Origin of the sequence: Winogradskyella sp., assembly GCF_025210595.1 — a bacterium.
GTDB lineage: Bacteria > Bacteroidota > Bacteroidia > Flavobacteriales > Flavobacteriaceae > Winogradskyella.
Map to the genome: position 1 here is coordinate 24,880 of NZ_JAOARH010000025.1, position 19,279 is coordinate 44,158.

Annotated in this window: 19 protein-coding genes; 14 read left to right on the forward strand and 5 right to left on the reverse strand. The window is 31.9% G+C overall.

Annotation, left to right across the window (positions count from 1 at the left end; translation table 11 throughout):
• The gene (locus tag N4A42_RS02215; protein WP_294069272.1) at positions 1-717 is read left to right on the forward strand and encodes an SAM-dependent methyltransferase; all 717 of its coding nucleotides are present in this window, start codon (positions 1-3) and stop codon (positions 715-717) included.
• Here the strand turns inward: N4A42_RS02215 and N4A42_RS02220 are convergent.
• From N4A42_RS02220 to dapF, 5 genes are all read right to left on the reverse strand, one after another.
• Positions 714-1,370 (reverse strand): peptidoglycan-binding protein LysM, encoded by a 657-nt coding sequence (locus N4A42_RS02220; protein ID WP_294069275.1) that lies wholly within the window; start codon positions 1,368-1,370, stop codon positions 714-716. The two genes, N4A42_RS02215 and N4A42_RS02220, sit on opposite strands and share 4 nt — an antisense overlap.
• 117 nt (positions 1,371-1,487) lie before the next feature.
• Complete coding sequence (locus tag N4A42_RS02225; RefSeq protein ID WP_294069278.1) at positions 1,488-2,393, reverse strand: DUF2279 domain-containing protein; 906 nt, start codon at positions 2,391-2,393, stop codon at positions 1,488-1,490.
• Positions 2,394-2,396: 3 nt separating this feature from the next.
• On the reverse strand, positions 2,397-3,440 hold the full coding sequence (gene mltG / locus N4A42_RS02230; protein WP_294069281.1) for an endolytic transglycosylase MltG: 1,044 nt from the start codon (positions 3,438-3,440) through the stop codon (positions 2,397-2,399).
• A gap of 3 nt (positions 3,441-3,443) precedes the next feature.
• A complete protein-coding gene (locus N4A42_RS02235) occupies positions 3,444-3,968 on the reverse strand; it encodes a GNAT family N-acetyltransferase (protein WP_294069284.1) in 525 nt (174 codons plus the stop codon).
• Entirely contained in the window at positions 3,962-4,741 is a 780-nt protein-coding gene (gene dapF, locus N4A42_RS02240) for a diaminopimelate epimerase (RefSeq protein ID WP_294069286.1), read from the reverse strand. The genes N4A42_RS02235 and dapF overlap by 7 nt, the downstream gene beginning before the upstream one ends.
• Before the next feature lie 150 nt (positions 4,742-4,891).
• On the opposite strand from dapF, the gene N4A42_RS02245 reads away from it, so the two are divergent.
• The 13 genes from N4A42_RS02245 (at position 4,892) to N4A42_RS02305 (ending at position 19,224) form a co-directional block, all read left to right on the forward strand.
• Positions 4,892-6,304 (forward strand): trypsin-like peptidase domain-containing protein, encoded by a 1,413-nt coding sequence (locus tag N4A42_RS02245; RefSeq protein ID WP_294069288.1) that lies wholly within the window; start codon positions 4,892-4,894, stop codon positions 6,302-6,304.
• 141 nt (positions 6,305-6,445) lie between these two features.
• Positions 6,446-7,894 carry a glyceraldehyde-3-phosphate dehydrogenase gene (locus N4A42_RS02250; protein WP_294069290.1) on the forward strand — a complete coding sequence of 483 codons (1,449 nt, stop codon included), beginning with the start codon at positions 6,446-6,448 and terminating at the stop codon, positions 7,892-7,894.
• A 194-nt stretch (positions 7,895-8,088) separates the two neighbouring features.
• A complete protein-coding gene (locus tag N4A42_RS02255; protein ID WP_294069293.1) occupies positions 8,089-8,715 on the forward strand; it encodes a tRNA (guanine-N1)-methyltransferase in 627 nt (208 codons plus the stop codon).
• Positions 8,716-8,861: 146 nt separating this feature from the next.
• Complete coding sequence (locus N4A42_RS02260; RefSeq protein WP_294069295.1) at positions 8,862-9,188, forward strand: hypothetical protein; 327 nt, start codon at positions 8,862-8,864, stop codon at positions 9,186-9,188.
• 90 nt (positions 9,189-9,278) lie between these two features.
• Positions 9,279-9,680 carry a hypothetical protein gene (locus tag N4A42_RS02265; protein WP_294069298.1) on the forward strand — a complete coding sequence of 134 codons (402 nt, stop codon included), beginning with the start codon at positions 9,279-9,281 and terminating at the stop codon, positions 9,678-9,680.
• A gap of 64 nt (positions 9,681-9,744) precedes the next feature.
• Positions 9,745-10,422 carry a tRNA (guanosine(37)-N1)-methyltransferase TrmD gene (trmD, locus tag N4A42_RS02270; RefSeq protein WP_294069301.1) on the forward strand — a complete coding sequence of 226 codons (678 nt, stop codon included), beginning with the start codon at positions 9,745-9,747 and terminating at the stop codon, positions 10,420-10,422.
• 277 nt (positions 10,423-10,699) lie between these two features.
• On the forward strand, positions 10,700-11,050 hold the full coding sequence (rplS, locus tag N4A42_RS02275; protein WP_294069304.1) for a 50S ribosomal protein L19: 351 nt from the start codon (positions 10,700-10,702) through the stop codon (positions 11,048-11,050).
• A gap of 727 nt (positions 11,051-11,777) precedes the next feature.
• Entirely contained in the window at positions 11,778-12,350 is a 573-nt protein-coding gene (locus N4A42_RS02280) for a pentapeptide repeat-containing protein (protein WP_294069306.1), read from the forward strand.
• Between the two features lie 150 nt (positions 12,351-12,500).
• Positions 12,501-14,720 (forward strand): NADP-dependent isocitrate dehydrogenase, encoded by a 2,220-nt coding sequence (locus N4A42_RS02285; RefSeq protein WP_294069309.1) that lies wholly within the window; start codon positions 12,501-12,503, stop codon positions 14,718-14,720.
• Between the two features lie 130 nt (positions 14,721-14,850).
• The gene (locus tag N4A42_RS02290) at positions 14,851-17,226 is read left to right on the forward strand and encodes a TonB-dependent receptor (protein WP_294069312.1); all 2,376 of its coding nucleotides are present in this window, start codon (positions 14,851-14,853) and stop codon (positions 17,224-17,226) included.
• Between the two features lie 5 nt (positions 17,227-17,231).
• A complete protein-coding gene (locus tag N4A42_RS02295) occupies positions 17,232-18,047 on the forward strand; it encodes a DUF4249 domain-containing protein (protein ID WP_294069315.1) in 816 nt (271 codons plus the stop codon).
• Positions 18,048-18,179: 132 nt separating this feature from the next.
• Positions 18,180-18,992 carry an N-acetylmuramic acid 6-phosphate etherase gene (gene murQ, locus N4A42_RS02300; RefSeq protein ID WP_294069318.1) on the forward strand — a complete coding sequence of 271 codons (813 nt, stop codon included), beginning with the start codon at positions 18,180-18,182 and terminating at the stop codon, positions 18,990-18,992.
• On the forward strand, positions 18,979-19,224 hold the full coding sequence (locus N4A42_RS02305; RefSeq protein ID WP_294069321.1) for a DUF6095 family protein: 246 nt from the start codon (positions 18,979-18,981) through the stop codon (positions 19,222-19,224). The genes murQ and N4A42_RS02305 overlap by 14 nt, the downstream gene beginning before the upstream one ends.
• Positions 19,225-19,279 lie beyond the last annotated feature (55 nt).

Sequence of the window (19,279 nt, forward strand, 5' to 3'; positions counted from 1 at the left end):
ATGAACAACGCAAAAGGCACTTTATATCTTATACCTACAAGGCTTGGTGACAATCCACCTCTTGAAGTATTACCAATTTCTATAAAAAAAATCATAGAAGATGTAGATTATTATATTGTTGAAAATGAAAAAACAGCACGACGTTTTATAAAGCGTGTTTCACCCAGCAAATCTCAACCCTCATTAAAATTAAGTGTTTTAAACAAATACACTACAGAAAGTGAACGAGACACCTATTTAAATGCTTGCTTAGAAGGACACTCTGTTGGTCTTCTTTCTGAAGCTGGCTGCCCAGCAATTGCAGATCCTGGATCTGATATTGTAAGTATGGCTCACAGAATGGACATTAAAGTTATTCCACTTGTTGGACCATCATCAATAATTTTAGCCCTTATGGCATCTGGCATGAACGGACAAAGCTTTTGCTTTAACGGTTATTTACCAATAGATAAAAGCGAAAGAAAATCTAAATTAAAAACTTTAGAGCGTTTATCAGCAGAACACAATCAATCTCAGATTTTTATAGAAACTCCTTATAGAAATATGAAAATGTTAGACGACTTAGCAAACACACTACATCCTCAGACTAGAATTTGTGTTGCCTGCGATTTAACTTTACCAACAGAATTTATTAAAACAATGCCTGCCAAAGCATGGAAAAATAATACAGAAGACCTTCACAAAAGGCCTGCAATATTTATAATACACAAAAATTAAAGGATAGCCTTAGCCTTCTTATTAGGCTTAATTAGAGATGTATCGTAACCAGAAAACTTTTTCATGTAATATTTTACTGTAGAACCGTAGGCGTCTGCAAAATTATTGCTACCATAACTACGTAAAAATTTCTTCACACTACCAGGTCCAGCTAGGTGAGCTGCTGCCAAAATACCAGATTCGGTAACCTTAACTCCTCCTATCCATTTTCCATCAAAACGTTGAATATCTCTTCTTAACACCCATTTATTTCGCGAGGCATTTGCCATAAATGCTTTTTCTTGTAATTCTGGATTATACAGAAATTGATTAGGATTATAGATACCGATCAGTTTTAATGTTTCTGAACCAAATTGATATTTCCCTAAATATCCAAGTGTATTAACCGTAAAATAATTCCCTCTAGATTCTTTAAAAGCTAAAGCTTCTTTAAAACCTTCAAAAGATTTTCCTAAATGAGGTGTGAAAATATTTGATTTAGATGTTTCCAAATCCTCAGCCATTGCTAATTCTTCAGAAATGTTATAATCTAAATGAAGTCCATCAGTAGAATATAACTCAGAATCTAAATTAGAATCTGGATATATTGCTAATGCAATAAACAAACAAATTGAAAAAGGCAGTAAAAAATTCTTAACCCTATTTTTTGTCATAACAGCCAATTTTAAACTCATAAAACTTTCCCCTTTAAGCTTTAGTAAATTCGCGTGCAAATATACAATATTTTTTTAACATTTGAAAACCAACTACTTAAAGCTCACCAAAAGTTATTAATAGTACAAATAATGCAGCTTTAAACGACCTTTACTATTTAGTTCTAAAGCAGGAAAAGGTATTTTAATAACGTTGAAAACGTCAAAAATAGTTTTAAGAACACTCGATTTTGTTTTAATTCTGCTTAAATCAATATCTAAGCTAAGGTAATATTGGCGTGTTCTATTCTGGTTTAAAAACAAAGGATCGTAAGTATCTCCTGTTAACATACCATTTGCTCCATAGCCAAAAGCTAGATTTAACCAATTAGGAATATGTTCTGATTTTAAAAATGAGTTAATGTTGGCACTCAACCAATAGGTTTGGCCATTATAATCTTTCAAAAATTCTTCTGCTAAACCACTACCTAATTTTTCTGGTCGTTGTTTTGCAAATCGTGTACGGTGAAACGAATACTTTAGTAAAATACGCTGTTCCTCCCATAATAGTTCTTGCCCAACATATAATCCTGTTCCTGCTGCGTTAGCCGCCATATCAGTCCAAGAAAATCCCCATTCTTCAGAAAAACCATCCATTACCTCAACAGCTGTTAAAAAAACCAACCCTAAAGTTGAACCGTATATTAATTGGTCTTTTTTACTAACTCCTGCCCAATTCAACACATTAGCACCTAATCTTCCTAATTGATAAGATGAAAATACATGTCCCATTTTATCCATTTGCAACCATTCATCACTATCGTTTATAGTTTTAAATTTTGAACGTGGATAATCTGCATACCATAATTGGTCTAAACCAACAAGAGCTACAGAAGCTAAAGAAACTTCTGTAAGAACCACAGCATTTCTTCTAGATATATTTAAAGAATCGCTTGGCTTTAAAAACTGATTAAATTTTGATTGCGAATGAAGTGATCCTGAAATACAAATCAGAAAAACTATATAATATAAAGACGATTTCAAAATTTAGCGATTAATACCTTGAGACGATAAGTATCTTTGATATTCTCTAGCATTATTATTGTGCTGCGCTAAGGTTTTAGCAAACTTATGATAGCCTATACGCTTTGCATCTGCTGCAAAATAAAGATAACTATGTTTCTCAGGATTTAACACTGCATTTATAGCCGACAAATCTGGCATAGCAATTAGTCCTGGAGGTAATCCTAAGTTTTTATACGTATTATAAGGCGAATCTATTTCCTTATGTACATTAAGCACACGACGAATAACAGTATTCTTGTATTTTGGCAATTGATAAGCTGCATACTTAAGCGTTGGATCTGCCTGAAGTGGCATTCCAATTCTTAAACGGTTAAGGTAAACACCTGCAACTCTAGGTTGCTCGTCTCGTTGCTTAGATTCTTCATGCACAATAGAAGCCAATGTCATCACCTCATCTGGCGAAAGATTTAATTTTTTGGCTCTATTTAATCTGTCTTCATTCCAAAAGCGTTCATATTTTTTTAGCATTTTATTTCTAAACCCTTCAGCTGAAGTGTTCCAAAAAAATTCATAACTATCTGGCAAGTACATTCCTAAAGCTGTTTCTTTAGTAAATGTACTCTTGCTAAAAAAAGCATCATCTGTCATAGCTTTTAATAAAGATAAACTATCAGCTTCTATTTGATAACTAATTCTTCCTGCTAAATCTGCTAATGTATGCTGATTATTAAAGGTTACTTTAATAGGCAAATTTTTGCTTCTAATGGAATTTATAATATCATTATTATTCATATCCTTAGAAATAGCAAAACGACCAGCTTTAATATTAGAAGTATATTTTTTTTGTTTCGCCAAAGCATCAAAAGCACTCATATCATTCAATAAAGGCTCTAGTTGCTTTCTAACCATTAAATAATTAGCATCTGTAGGAACATTAATGTAAACCTTGTCTTCTGTAAACTTGGTATTAGGCTGAAACATAGCTCCATAAATATAATAGGCCATAAAACCAAAAATCACTAAACCTATTATGGCAACTGCCCAAAGAATTTTCTTTATGTACATAAATTAATCGTTAATACGTTGTAAAATATATTCGTTTAAAAACTTTTGACCATTAAAGGTCCAATCTTTTTTTAGCCCAATTTTTTTAAATCCGTTATTCTCAAATAACCCTAAACTGGCTTCATTATTTTCAGAAATATTAGCATATACCTGATGTAAATGCAAAACACTAAAACAATAATCTATCAAAAGCCTAAGTGCTTCGCTTCCAAAACCGCTATTTCTGTTTGGTTGGTCTTTAATTAGAATTCCGATACCAGCACGTTTATTTTTAAAATTGAAATCAAAAACATCTATCAATCCGATAGCATCATCATTTTGAGTACAAATTACTAAACGTAATTGTTTAGCTTCAAAAATGTCTTGCTGTGCATTTTCGAGATATTGCTTTATTAAAAACCTAGAATATGGTGTTTGAGTATCACTCAATTCCCATAGTGATGCATCATTTTCTACCTGATATATAAAATCTAAATCCTCAGGTTCTAAAGCTCTTAAATAAATATGTTCGCCTTGCAAGCTTACCATTCTATATTACCTTTAAAAACTTGTTCTGCTAAACCGATAAGCCAAATATCTTTATAGCCATTTGCATCAGCTAAAAAACTAACTTTTAGTTGACCACCTTGGGTTTTAAGGTGTATTTCATTAGTTAAAGCTTTGGCTGTTTTATGCATTGCCAAAGCTACTGCTGTAACTCCTGTACCACAAGATAGGGTTTCATCTTCTACTCCACGCTCATAAGTTCTTACAGCAAATTGGTTATTAGAAATTTGCTCTACAAAGTTAACATTACTTCCTGCTTTGCCATAAGGCTCACCATATCTAATAGCTGCGCCTTTTTCCTTTACATTATATTCATTTAGGCTTGAGACCATTTCTACATGATGTGGAGATCCTGTATCTAAAAACAAATGCTGACTATAAACATTAATTTCATTAACATCTTGCATCTGCAAATGCACTATATTGTTTTCAATTTTAGCTTTATGTAAACCGTCTATAGCATGGAATGCTGCTTTATTTTTAATAATTCCAAGAAACTTTGCAAATGCTACGATGCAACGACCACCATTGCCACACATGCTACTTTCGTTACCATCAGAATTATAATAAACCATCTTAAAATCTGACGCTACATCATTCTCCAATAGAATAAAACCATCAGCACCAATGCCAAATCGTCTATCACATAACTCAGCTATACGTTTGGTATTGTTTTTGTCTATGATTTGTAAACGATTATCAACTATAATAAAATCGTTTCCTGTGCCTTGGTATTTGTAAAATGTCATTATCATAATTATCGCACAAATATAAGAATAATAGGATGCAAATAGACTTGTTAAAGCGTCGTTAAAGTTGGCGTTAAATAGTCGTTAAAATAGAATTTAAAATTCAATATATATCTAAATTTAAACGTTAAAAAGTAATTTAAATCCTGAAAAATTATGAAGAAGATTTTAACTTTAGTAGGAGTTTCGGTATTAGGTGGTATACTAACCTTAGGTGGATACAAACTTTTTATAGAAAAAAAACACAAAGAACAACTAGCTGTTGAACAGGTTTCGGATTTACCAGTTTTTGTGCCTACAGCTACGAATACAAATAACAACGCTTTAATAGTACCAAACTTTACTGATGCTGCAGAAAAATCTTTAGATGCTGTAGTACATGTTAAAAACACAGCCATTGTTTCCTCGCCTGCAACTATGTCTGACTACTTTTTTGGTAGAAGTCAGCCACGTGCGCAAGTTGGTACAGGTAGTGGAGTTATCATTTCACCAACGGGTTATATAGTCACTAATAACCACGTTATACAAAATGCAAATGAAATTAGTATTACCTTAAATAATAACAAATCTTATATGGCTGAGTTAATAGGTACTGATGAAACCACAGATATTGCACTCATTAAAATTGACACCGATGAAGATTTACCGTTTTTAGCCTTTGGAGATTCTGATAACGCCAAGATTGGCGAATGGGTTTTAGCGGTTGGTAATCCGTTTAATTTAAATTCTACAGTTACTGCAGGTATTATTAGTGCAAAATCTAGAGACTTAAGTGGTAGAAACACACAATCGTTTATACAAACAGATGCAGCTGTAAACCCAGGAAACTCTGGCGGTGCTTTAGTAAACACTAATGGAGACTTAATAGGTATTAATACAGCTATATCATCTAGAGATGGATCTTATATTGGATATTCCTTTGCAGTACCAAGCAACATTACCAGAAAAATTGTTAACGATATTATGGAATATGGTAATGTACAAAATGGCATACTTGGTGTTGTTGGAGGTGCTTTAAATAGTAAAGCTGCAGAGCAACTTGGCACAGATATTACTGAAGGATTTTATGTTAGTGATGTTACTGAAGATACAGGAGCTGAAAAAGCAGGCATTCAATCTGGTGATATCATTAAGAAAATAGATAATGTTGAAATTAATAAATCTTCAGACCTAACAGGCTATTTAAAAACAAAAAGCCCAAATGATGTGGTTAATGTTACTCTACTTAGAGATGGAGATGAAGAAATCTTACCTGTAACATTATTAAAAAATTCATTACTTGAGATTCCTACTATAGGTGTCGTAAAAAATATTTCTACCGAAGAATTAAAAGATTTTAATCTTGACTATGGATTGAAAATTTCGCGCCTTACAGAAAGTCCAAGACTTGAGTCTTATTGGAGAAAAAATGGTGTTGAAGAGGGCAGCATTATTACAAGATTAAACGGTAAAAAACTATACTCTATAGACGATGCACAAAAAGCTCTAAAAAGCCGTAGTTATAATGAACCTTTACAAATTGAAATTATAAACAAACAGGGAGAAAAAGTTGTATATAACTTTAGATAAGACAATTAAAAAAACAAGTTAAAACGTCCCTTTAAAGAACGATTCTTTAAAGGGACGTTTTATTTTCGTTGAAATACACAACGAAAACGTTTGAAATATGTATTTTTGCGCCTAATAAAAAAATCAATAAACCAAAACAAAATGGGTTTTAACGACACTTACGAAAAAGAGTTAGCGTTTCAAGCAGATCGTCGCAGAGCTACGGTAGAATTTATTAAAACCGTCAACGACCTTTGGTACGACAACTCAATTGAACTTGTTATATTTAGAAATCAATTAATTGATAGAAAAGTGAGCGAAATTTTAAATCTGCACGAGTATGCAGGTGAATTTGTTCAAAAACCTATTTCTATTTTTGATTCTGTAGAGATTGCACAAGCAATTAAGAAATTAAACTTACCACCTGCTAAATTAGATATTGGTAAACTAACTTATGAGTACCACTTAGAAGATCAAAAGCACGAAAATGCAACGGCTTTTGTTTCTGCTAAACTAAAAGAAGCTAATAATTCAAAAGAATTAGAACCAAAAGATGTTGTTCTTTACGGTTTTGGTAGAATTGGAAGATTAGTAGCTCGTGAATTGATGACACGTACTGGAAAAGGTACTCAATTACGATTAAGAGCTATTGTAACGCGTGGAGAAATTAACGAAACCGTTTTAGAAAAGCGTGCTTCTTTACTTAGAAACGATTCTGTGCACGGAGATTTCTCTGGTATGGTAAGTGTAGATGTAGAAAATAGTGCTTTAATTATTAATGGTACTACTGTAAATATTATTTCTGCAAATGCACCTGAAGATATAGATTATACAAAATACGGTATAGACAATGCATTAGTTATTGATAATACTGGTGCTTTTAGAGATGATAAAGCTCTTGGCAGACACTTAAATGCTAAAGGTGTTGACAAGGTATTATTAACTGCACCAGGAAAAGGTGTACCAAACATTGTACATGGTGTTAATCACCTAGAGCATAACCCAGATGAAGTTAATATTTTCTCTGCTGCTTCTTGTACTACAAATGCTATTACACCAATTTTAAAAGCTGTTGAAGATTCTTACGGTGTTAAATCTGGTCACTTAGAAACGATTCATGCGTACACTAACGATCAAAACCTTGTAGATAACTTCCACAAAAAATACAGACGTGGTAGAGCTGCTGCTTTAAACATGGTAATTACAGAAACTGGAGCTGGTAAAGCAGTAAGTAAAGCATTACCATCATTAGAAGGTAAATTAACTTCTAACGCTATTAGAGTACCTGTACCAAACGGATCTTTAGCTATTCTTAATTTAGAATTAGAAAAAGAAACTTCTGTAGAGAGCATGAACGCTATCATGAAAAAATACGCACTTGAAGGTGATTTAGTTGAACAAATTAAATATGAATTAAGTGACGAATTAGTATCTAGCGATATCGTTGGTAGCTCTGCACCTTCAATCTACGATAGTAAAGCAACTATTGTAAGAGCTGATGGTAAGAATGCAGTATTATATATATGGTATGATAACGAGTATGGTTACAGCCACCAAGTTATTAGACTTGCAAAATATATTTCTAAAGTAAGACGTTTTACTTACTATTAGAATGATTATATCATTTAGATTAAAAAAATCTTGTCTTACGGCAAGATTTTTTTTTTTGCTATATGCATCCAAATACAGAGTATAGTCGTATATAAAAATGGCTCATCTATTGAGATGACCAAAAGCCTTAAAATTTATTTATAATTACTATCTTGGCACCTAATTAATTTAACTGAACCAAAAATCTTATTAAGATGAAGCTTTTCACCAAAGTTGTTGTAATTCTTATAGTTATATTTAACCTACAAACCACAAATGCTCAAGAACAGCAAGACAATACTGAGGAGCAATACTCATTAAACAAAGGCAATATAGACAGCCAATTTGAGTATGTTTTTAGAAAATCTGGAAATTTTAAAGGTACTAACGGCCAACCATACGAAGCCGTAAAGCAAGCTTGGTTAATTAAACTAAAAGCAAACGTATTAGATTCTCTAAAAACCACATATCAAAACTTAGCAAACTCTAAAACAACAGTTGCTAACCAAGCCAAAGAAATAGAAGACCTTAAAGCAAAATTAGGCAATACTCAAACAACACTAGACCAATCCAACGAAGAAAAAAACAACATGGCTTTATTAGGTATGCAAACTAGTAAAACCAACTATAATGTAATTATGTGGTGTATTGTAGCAGCACTTACAGCACTACTGTTGTTTTTTATCTATAAATTTAAGAATAGCAACTCACTCACAAAAGAAGCAAAGCACAAACTCGAAGAAGTCGAAACCGAATTTGAAGAACACAGACGTGTGGCTCTCGAGCGCGAACAAAAAGTAAGACGTCAATTACAAGACGAGATTAACAAAAATAAAGCATAACATTTATGTTATTATAAACGCAAGTGAAAAATCCACATATAATCCGCAATGCTTATTGCGGATTTTTTTTGTTGTAACCTAGGTATTAATGTGTTAAGTTTACTTGCATTTGATAAGCATAAATATATATCATCAATGGATTAAACATGACAATTGAAAAAATAAAACATAAATTGGAATCTTACGCTCATGAAGTTAATGAGTTTCATCCTTTTTTACAAAATTTTCTTGGACAGATTCCTACAATTAAGCATGTTGAATACACCCATGGAAATAGAGAGTATGGTGCAGATTTTATTTTAATTGTTGAGGATGAAATTTTGCTCAAGGAAACTTATATAGGTGTAGTTGTTAAAAGTAAAAAAATACTACAATCTGATGTTGATAATATTGAACGCCAAATAAATGAATCATTTCGTTTACCAAAAATTATTTTCAACGGTAAAAAAAAAGTTTCATTGGACACCGTATAGTTATTAACAAATAAAACCATTACCACTAATGCCAAAGAAAAAATTAGAGAATACTTTAGAAATAAAAACTTATCAATTATAGATATTGATATGCTTGCCAATTTAATAAATAAGCATCATCGAGAATTTATAAATGAAATGAAAGATGATATTTTTACCATAGAGAATAATCATATTGACAGTTGTGGAAAAATACCTAGAGTCAATACAAAAGACAAATACTTAGGATATTATGAAAATGAACATAAAGAACAATTCTTCTTTATTGGAGATTATGATGAGAAAAAGGCTATTATTCTTGGCGGAGATTTTGGTTGGGAAGAAGAAATTGAGATTCATTTAGGAATGACTAAATTTGATTTCATTTTTTCCAAACCTGAAATTTTATGGATAAGTAATTGTTTTTCAACAATGATTAATAAAAATTTCATGAGTATTTATGAAGATTTCATAGATATATTAGGTTTTCCCAAAAAAACACAAAAGCGGTGAAGTTTATAAAATAACGACTAAATTACTCAATTAAACCTATCTTTGCACTCTATTTTCATTCACCATGCGTATAGATATCATTACTGTTTTACCAGAATTGTTAAAAAGTCCGTTTGAAGCTTCAATACTTAAACGTGCTATTGATGCCAATTTGGTAGAAGTTCACTTTCATAACCTTAGAGATTACACCACAAATAATTATAAATCTGTGGACGATTACCAATTCGGTGGTGGAGCTGGTATGGTTATGATGATTGAGCCTATAGACAAATGCATCTCTGGTTTACAAGCTGAGCGCAATTATGATGAGATTATTTATATGACGCCAGATGGTGAGCGCCTTAATCAAAGTATTGCCAACCAAGTATCGCTAAAAGAAAACATAATCATTCTTTGTGGTCATTACAAAGGTGTAGATCAACGTGTGCGCGATAAATTTATAACCAGAGAAGTATCTATAGGTGATTATGTACTCTCTGGAGGAGAATTAGGAGCTGCTGTGTTATGTGATGCGGTAATTCGGTTAATACCAGGTGTATTAGGTAATGAGACTTCTGCACTAACTGATTCGTTTCAAGATAATTTATTAGCACCACCAATTTATACCAGACCAAGAGAATATAAAGGTATGAAAGTGCCAGAAGTTTTGTTTAGCGGTAATTTTGGAGAAATAGAAAAATGGCGTGAAGAACAAGCCTACGAAAGAACTAAAGAAAGACGACCAGATCTTTTGAATGATTAGTGATTAGTGATTAGTGATTAGTGATTAGTGATTAGTGATTAGTGATTAGTGATTAGTGATTAGTGATTAGTGATTAGTGATTAGTGATTAGTGATTAGTGATTAGTGAAACTAAATAATCAACTAATCACTTAAAAGATTAAACAACTAACATTAAAACTTTTCACTTTTACACCTCATACTTTATACTTTTTAACTATCTTTGCAGCCAATTTTGGATTAACCTCTGGCGAAAACCGTGAATGTTGATTTAAAACAACCATAATAAAAGAAAAAACATGGATTCTTTAGTAAAATTTGTACAAGACGAATTTGTAACAAAAAAAGATTTACCAGAATTTAGTGCTGGTGATACAATTACAGTATATTACGAAATTAAAGAAGGAAACAAAACACGTACTCAGTTCTTTAAAGGTGTAGTTTTACAGCGTAAAGGAAGTGGAACTTCAGAAACATTTACTATTCGTAAAATGTCTGGCACTATTGGTGTAGAACGTATCTTCCCAATAAACTTACCAGCTTTACAAAAAATTGAAGTAAACAAACGTGGTAAAGTACGTAGAGCACGTATATTCTACTTTAGAGGTCTTACTGGTAAAAAAGCAAGAATTAAAGAAGTTAGAAGATAATCTAACACACATACTATTTAAAAAGCCTTCAATACTGAAGGCTTTTTTAGTTATTAACCATTGTTAATAAGTGTAGTTTATAAATTGTGCACATCTAAATTGTTAAAAAATTTGAATATTCGCAATCTAAATGTAATTTAGCTAAACAATTAACAAGAAACATGACTTATGTCTAAATTTATGTTAAATTGTATTTAAAGAAACGTTCTTTACATATTGAGTTAGTTTTTTGAGGTTAGCTAACCTCTTGTTTATACAAGTATTGGGTAATTAACCATGAAGCTTACGTTTTACAGCATGCTTGCAGGTTGTAAAGTAATAGTGAAAAGCTCTGAGAAAGTAATGGAATCGAAAGTGAACACGAAAAAGATGAGCAATGTTTTTTAGAAGTATAGAACACGTAAGTGAAGCATAAAAAAGAAAACATCAAGAAAAACTAATCTTAAAGGAGCTTAGTAGTATCAGGTCAATACATTTTGAAAGATATGAAACGTTTCATTGAAACAGAAACACTTGAACTGAAAAGGATGATGGTAAAAACCTTACAGCCGATTTTGTGAAAGCTTAATAAGTCACGTTAGTACTGTTTCAAGAAAAGCCATGTCAGCACAGATTTTTCTGAGTGATATGGCTTTTTGTTTAGCTAAACTTATAAGCTTTCTAATCCTAAATTTACTTCTGTATTTTAGAACTTCATTTATTTTTGTTCTTACACTATATTTACTTCATGAATTTACAAGTAATAGACAGCAAAACCTTCAGCCATAAAGATTATACATCTATTATTTTACCTAAAGCAGAATACAGCTATTGCACCTTTACTAATTGTAATTTTGAAAATTCTGATGTTTCTAATAATGTATTTCTAGAATGTGAATTCAATGACTGCAACTTTAGCAATGTTAATGTTAAGCACACCACATTTAATGATGTTATTTTTAATTCTTGTAAACTGGTTGGTTTAAATTTTAAAAACTGTAACGACTTTTTGCTAGCTTTTGGTTTTAAAAATTGCAACCTTAACCTAAGTTCATTTGCTGAAATGACTATTAATAAAACTCAATTTACTAATTGCAAAATGAATCAGGTTGATTTTTCTCAAGCCCAAGCCAAATCGTGTCTATTTCAAAAATGCGACTTAAAGAATTCTATTTTTGATAGCACCAATCTTCAAGATTCAAACTTTTCTACTGCATTTAATTTCATAATAAATCCTACCTCCAACAACATTAAAAATGCTACCTTTTCAAAAGAAAATATTGTAGGACTCTTAAAACCCTTTGGTATAAGAATAATGTAGTAATTATCATTTTTTGATAACTATTTTTATCAAATTCATAATTTTTTAGTCATGCTCTTGCTAATCTCATACCTATAAAACTGTAGGGTTTTTGTATATTTGCTCAGCTTAAATTTAAGCCTAATACAATCACTATATTTTTTACTTCCTATGACTAAAACAGCAAAGATTGTTTATACAAAAACAGATGAAGCACCAGCTTTAGCAACACGTTCTTTTTTACCAATTGTTCAATCATTTACAAAATCTTCTGGGATTACTATCGAGACAAAAGACATCTCATTAGCTGCTAGGATTTTAGCAGTTTTTCCAGATTTCTTAACAGAAGAGCAACGCGTTAATGATGCATTAGCAGAACTTGGTGAATTAGCTAAAAAACCAGAAGCTAATATTATCAAATTACCAAATATTAGTGCATCTATTCCTCAGCTAACAGATGCTATTGAAGAGCTACAGGCTAAAGGCTATAAACTTCCAAACTATCCTGAAGACCCAAGTAACGATACCGAAAAAGAAATAAAAGCACGATACGATAAGGTAAAAGGTAGTGCTGTTAATCCTGTTTTAAGAGAAGGAAACTCGGATAGACGTGCGCCAAAAGCTGTAAAAAATTATGCTAAGAAAAATCCTCATAGCATGGGAGCTTGGGCATCAGATTCTAAAACACATGTTGCAACGATGTCTCAAGGAGACTTTGCACATAACGAAACTTCTGTAACAGTTAATGAAGCTACAACAGTAAAAATTGTACACACAGATAACAATGGTAACCAAACCATTTTAAAAGATAATTTAGCCTTATTAGATGGTGAAATTATTGATACTACCTTTATGAGTAAGAAAGCATTGCTTAATTTCTTAGATAAAGAAATTAAAGATGCTAAAGCCAAGGATATTTTAATGTCTTTACACATGAAAGCAACCATGATGAAGGTTTCGGACCCAATTATTTTTGGTCATGCAGTTAAGGCTTATTTTAAATCTGTTTTTGAAAAGCATGCAGAAACACTAGAAGAGATTGGTGTAGATGTTAATAATGGTTTTGGTAATTTACTTGACAATTTAAACGATTTACCTGAGTCTAAAAGAAGTGAAATTGAAGCTGATATTAAAACTGCCTTAGAAAATGGACCAGATTTGGCCATGGTAAACTCAGACAAAGGTATTACCAATCTACATGTACCAAGTGATGTTATTATTGATGCTTCTATGCCAGCAATGATAAGAACTTCTGGACAGATGTGGAATAAAGAAGGAAAACAACAAGATACTAAAGCAATTATACCAGACAGTAGTTATGCTGGTGTTTATATTGCTACTATAGATTTCTGTAAAAAGCATGGAGCATTCAATCCAACAACTATGGGTACAGTTCCTAATGTTGGTCTTATGGCTCAAAAAGCTGAAGAATACGGATCTCACGATAAAACTTTTGAAATAACTACTAACGGAAAAGTAGAAGTAATTAACACTGAAGGTGATATTTTAACAAGCCATAATGTTGAAGAAGGTGATATATGGAGAATGTGCCAGGTTAAAGATGCACCTGTTCAAGATTGGGTTAAATTAGCCGTAACAAGAGCAAGAGCTTCTCAAACACCTGCTGTTTTTTGGTTAGATAAAAACAGATCTCATGATGCAGAATTAATTAAAAAAGTAAATCAGTACTTACCAAGCCATGATACTTCTGACTTAGATATTAGAATTTTATCGCCAATTGAAGCGACTGAATTTACTTTAGAGCGTGTTAAAGACAGTAAAGACACTATTTCTGTAACAGGAAATGTACTAAGAGATTATCTTACTGACTTATTCCCAATATTAGAATTAGGAACAAGTGCAAAAATGCTATCTATCGTTCCATTAATGAATGGAGGTGGTTTATTTGAAACTGGAGCTGGTGGATCTGCACCTAAGCACGTGCAGCAATTTGTAAAAGAAAATCACTTACGTTGGGATTCTCTTGGTGAGTTCTTGGCATTGGCTGTATCCTTAGATCATTATGCAGAAGTTAACGATAATGCAAAAGCTAGAGTACTTGGAGAAACTTTAGATATTGCAACTGAAAAATTATTAGAAAATAAAAAAGGGCCTTCTCGTAAAGTTAATGAAATAGACAACAGAGGAAGTCATTTCTACATAGCACTATATTGGGCTGAAGCTTTAGCTAATCAAGATAAAGACCAAGCGCTTAAAGCTGAATTTACTGAAGTTTACAATCAATTATCATCTCAAAAAGATAGTATCGATTCTGAATTGATAGACTGCCAAGGAGATGCTGTTAATATTGATGGGTATTATTTCCCAGATGAAAATCTTACCAGTAATTCTATGAGACCTAGCAAAACGCTTAACGCCATATTAAACTAAAATTTGATTAAAAAAGCTTCATTAAAAAATGAAGCTTTTTTTCTGTTTAAATTTGTGTAACAATAGTTTTTATGAGTCGTTTAAACAAATAGTAACATCAATCATCAATCAAAAGACATAGTTTTTAATTATGGTTACATCAAATAGAGTGTTATTACTCTTTCTTTTTCTAAATTCACTTGCCCTTTTAGCTCAAGAAAAATTCACTTTAAGCGGTACAGTAAGAGATAGCCAAAGTAATGAAACCTTAATTGGAGTAAATGTTATAGTTCCAGAAATACAATCTGGTACCATGACCAATGAATATGGCTTCTACTCCATTACACTACCAAAAGGCACATATAAAATACAAATTAGCTATTTAGGGTTTAAAACTATTACAGAAACCATAGCTTTAAATACTGATGTAGTTAAAAATTTTCAACTTACAGAAGCTGATGAAAGCTTAGATGAAGTTGTTATTACAGAAAATATAGAAAAACTAAACATTAGAAAACCACAAATGAGTGTTAATGCATTATCTATTAACACCATTAAGCAAATGCCTGTTGTATTAGGTGAAGTAGATGTTATAAAATCTATTACACTTCTTCCTGGTGTAACCAATGCAGGTGAAGGGTCTTCTGGTTTTAATGTTCGTGGAGGATCTGCAGATCAAAATCTTATTCTTTTAGATGAAGCTACTATTTTTAATTCATCGCATTTATTTGGTTTCTTTTCGGTTTTTAATCCAGATGCTATTAAGGACATTAAACTATATAAAGGAGGAATACCTGCAAAATATGGTGGACGTATATCTTCTGTGTTAGACATTTATCAAAAAGAAGGCAATAGTAGTAAATTTAACATGAATGGTGGCATTGGCTTAATATCTAGTCGTTTATTAGCTGAAGGACCTATTAAAAAAGATAAAGGCTCTTTTTTATTTGGAGGAAGAAGTAGTTATGTTCATTTATTTTTACCGCTTTTTGACATAGATAATGTCGCTTATTTCTATGATTTAAACACAAAATTGAGTTACAGACTTAATGAGAGAAATAATATTTTTCTTTCTGGCTATTTCGGTAGAGATGTTTTTGAACTAGCAGATAGTTTTGAAAACACTTACGGTAATACCGTTGTTAATTTCAGGTGGAATCATTTATTTTCCGATCAGCTTTTTTCTAATCTATCGTTAATATACTCCGATTATTATTACGGATTAAAGTTAGATTTCGTAGAATTCGATTGGGAATCTGGCATTAGAAATTTCAACCTTAAATACGATTTTAAGCATTATATAAACAATAATTTTAAACTCGAGTATGGTTTAAATAGCATGTACTATAAATTCAATCCTGGTGAAATAAACCCTACAACAGAAAGTTCTGGTATAAATCCATTTAAACTCATAGATAAATATGCTTTTGAAAATGCAATATATTTAGATGCCGAGCACAAACTGAGTAATAAGTTATCTGTAAGCTATGGTGTAAGGTTTAGTACATTTCATCGTTTAGGGCAAGATGAATTAAATATTTATGAGAACGATAATCCTGTAATTTTTAACGAAGATCTTGGTATTTACGAAAAAGCAGAACCATTAGGCACAGAAAGTTTTAGTAGAAGCGATGTTATTGAATTATTTTCCAATATCGAACCTCGTTTAGCAATCGCATACCAATTAAATGATAATGCTTCTGTAAAGGCAAGTTATAACAGAATGAGTCAGTATTTACACTTGCTATCTAACACAAATTCACCAACACCATTAGATGTTTGGACACCAAGCGGCAAATACGTAAAACCTCAATTACTAGATCAAGTCGCTTTAGGATATTTTAAAACATTTAAAGATAATCTGTTCTCTTTAGAGGTTGAGACATTTTATAAAACCATAAAAAACCGAATAGATTATATAGATGGAGCCGATTTAATTGCTAATAATGCTATTGAGCAAGTTATTCTTAATGGTGAAGCCAGAGCTTATGGTATGGAAATCTTATTTAGAAAAAACGAAGGCAAACTAAAAGGTTGGTTGGCATATACATTATCAAAATCAGAACAGCAAACATCAGGTAGAACACAAACTGAAAACGGAATCAATAATGGTAAATGGTATAACACACCTTTCGATAAAACCCACGATATTTCATTAACTGCCAGCTACGAATTAAATAAAAAATGGTCGTTAAATTCAAATTTTATATTTCAAACAGGGCAACCAACAACATTTCCTAACAGTCAATACGAATTTAATGGCATAGTAGTACCAAATTATGAATCCAGAAATTCTAGCAGACTACCCTCATACCATCGTCTAGATGTATCAGCAAATTATAACCCAAATTCTAATAGTAATAAACGATTTAAAGGCGAATGGGTTTTTGGTATTTACAATATTTATAATCGCAGAAATGCCACCAATATTACATTTAGAGAAAACCGAATAACAGGTACAAACGAAGCTATTAGACTTGCCATTTTTGGTATTGTTCCTTCTGTTTCATATAACTTTAAATTCTAGTACAAATGAAAAAAATAGCCGTTTTATTAGTATTTGTTCTCTTATTTTCAAATTGTGAAGACAAAGTAGATGTAGATCTCAACACCACCGAACCGCGTTTAGTTATAGAAGCATTTATTAATTGGTTTAAAGACACACCTGGAAACGAACAAAGCATTAAACTTAGTCTTTCAGCACCTTTCTTTGATGAAACTGTACCACCAGCCAACGGAGCCGCAGTATTTATTTCAGATTCTAATAATAATATTTATAATTTCACAGAAGACGGACTAACCGGAATCTATAAAAACAACAATTTTTCACCAATTATTGATGAAACATACACCCTAACTATAGTTTATAATGGTGAGACATATACTGGTACAGAAACACTTAAATCTGTAGTACCCATAGATTATATTGAACAAAATAATGATGGTGGTTTTACAGGAGAGGATATAGAACTTAAAGCATTCTATACAGATCCTGCAAATATTGAAAATTATTATTTCTTTGAATTTATAAGCGATATACCAGTAATACCAACATTAGAAGTTTACGATGACGAATTTACCGATGGTAATCAAATTTTCGGATTCTATACAGAAGAAGATTTAGAGTCAGGTGATATTGTAACAATAAGAAATTATGGGATTTCACAACGCTTCTATGAATTTATGTTCATTTTATTACAACAAGGTAGCGAAGAAAACGGAGGACCATTTGAAACACAGCCAACAACCGTAAGAGGCAATTGTATCAATACAACAAACCCAAGTAACTACCCATTAGGTTATTTCAGACTATCAGAAGTAGACGAACTAGTATATACCGTAGAATAGTTTAATATGGGCGTTACCTTGCGCTCGTCGAAATATCGTCGAGTACAAGGTCGCGCTATCCACTATATCTTTTGCCATGCAAAAGGATGCCGTTTCTATCGCTAACGCAAAGAAATTCTTTATTTTTATATCATGAATTTCGAAAAAACTACAGAGAAAGATTCTCATTATAATCATTTAGAAAAAATGTCTATTAATGAGATTATTACCAACATCAATGCCGAAGATAAAACTGTTCCATTAGCAGTAGAAAAATCGTTACCTCAAATAGAACTATTAATAGAAAAAGTAGTTGACAAACTTAAAACAGGAGGACGCTTATTTTACATAGGAGCAGGTACAAGTGGTCGTTTAGGTATTTTAGATGCCTCTGAGTGCCCACCAACATTTGGAGTACCTCATAATGTAGTTATTGGTCTAATAGCAGGTGGTGATAACGCAATCCGAAAAGCTGTGGAAAATGCAGAAGATTCAACCACTCAAGGCTGGGAAGACCTTCAATCTCATAGCATATCTCAAAATGATATTGTAATTGGCATTGCAGCTTCAGGAACAACACCTTATGTCGTTAGCACATTAAAAAAATGTAATCAAGAGCAAATAATTACTGGATGCATTACATGTAATAAAAATAGTCCTTTAAGCCAAGTAGCTCAATTTCCTATTGAAGTAATAGTAGGTCCAGAATTTCTTACAGGTAGTTCAAGAATGAAAGCAGGAACAGCTCAAAAACTAGTGCTTAATATGATAACAACAACAACAATGATTCAGTTAGAGAAGGTAAAAGGTAATAAAATGGTCGATATGCAATTAAGCAACAACAAACTAGTAAATCGAGGTGTAAAAATGATAATGAATGAATTAAATATTACTGAAGAAGAAGCTTCTAAATTACTACAAGAACATAAAAGTGTAAGAAAAAGTATTAGCTATGGACGAAAATAATAGAACAGATAAAGAATTGCTTAGCAAAGGTTTAAGACGAATGGGTATTTGTATTGTACTCATGTTTATTGGTCCAACATTACTTCATCTTTCTCTTAACAATGATGACAAACCACTATATATTCCTTTACTGATAATCTCAATACTACTATGCATATCAGCCATTATAATGCTCTATATAGGCTTATCGACTATAGTTGATAGTTTTTTTAAAAAGGGGAAAGGCAAGTAGTTATTTTCATTTGTTTTAATAAAAACAAAAAACCCAGCTCAATTAAGAACTGGGT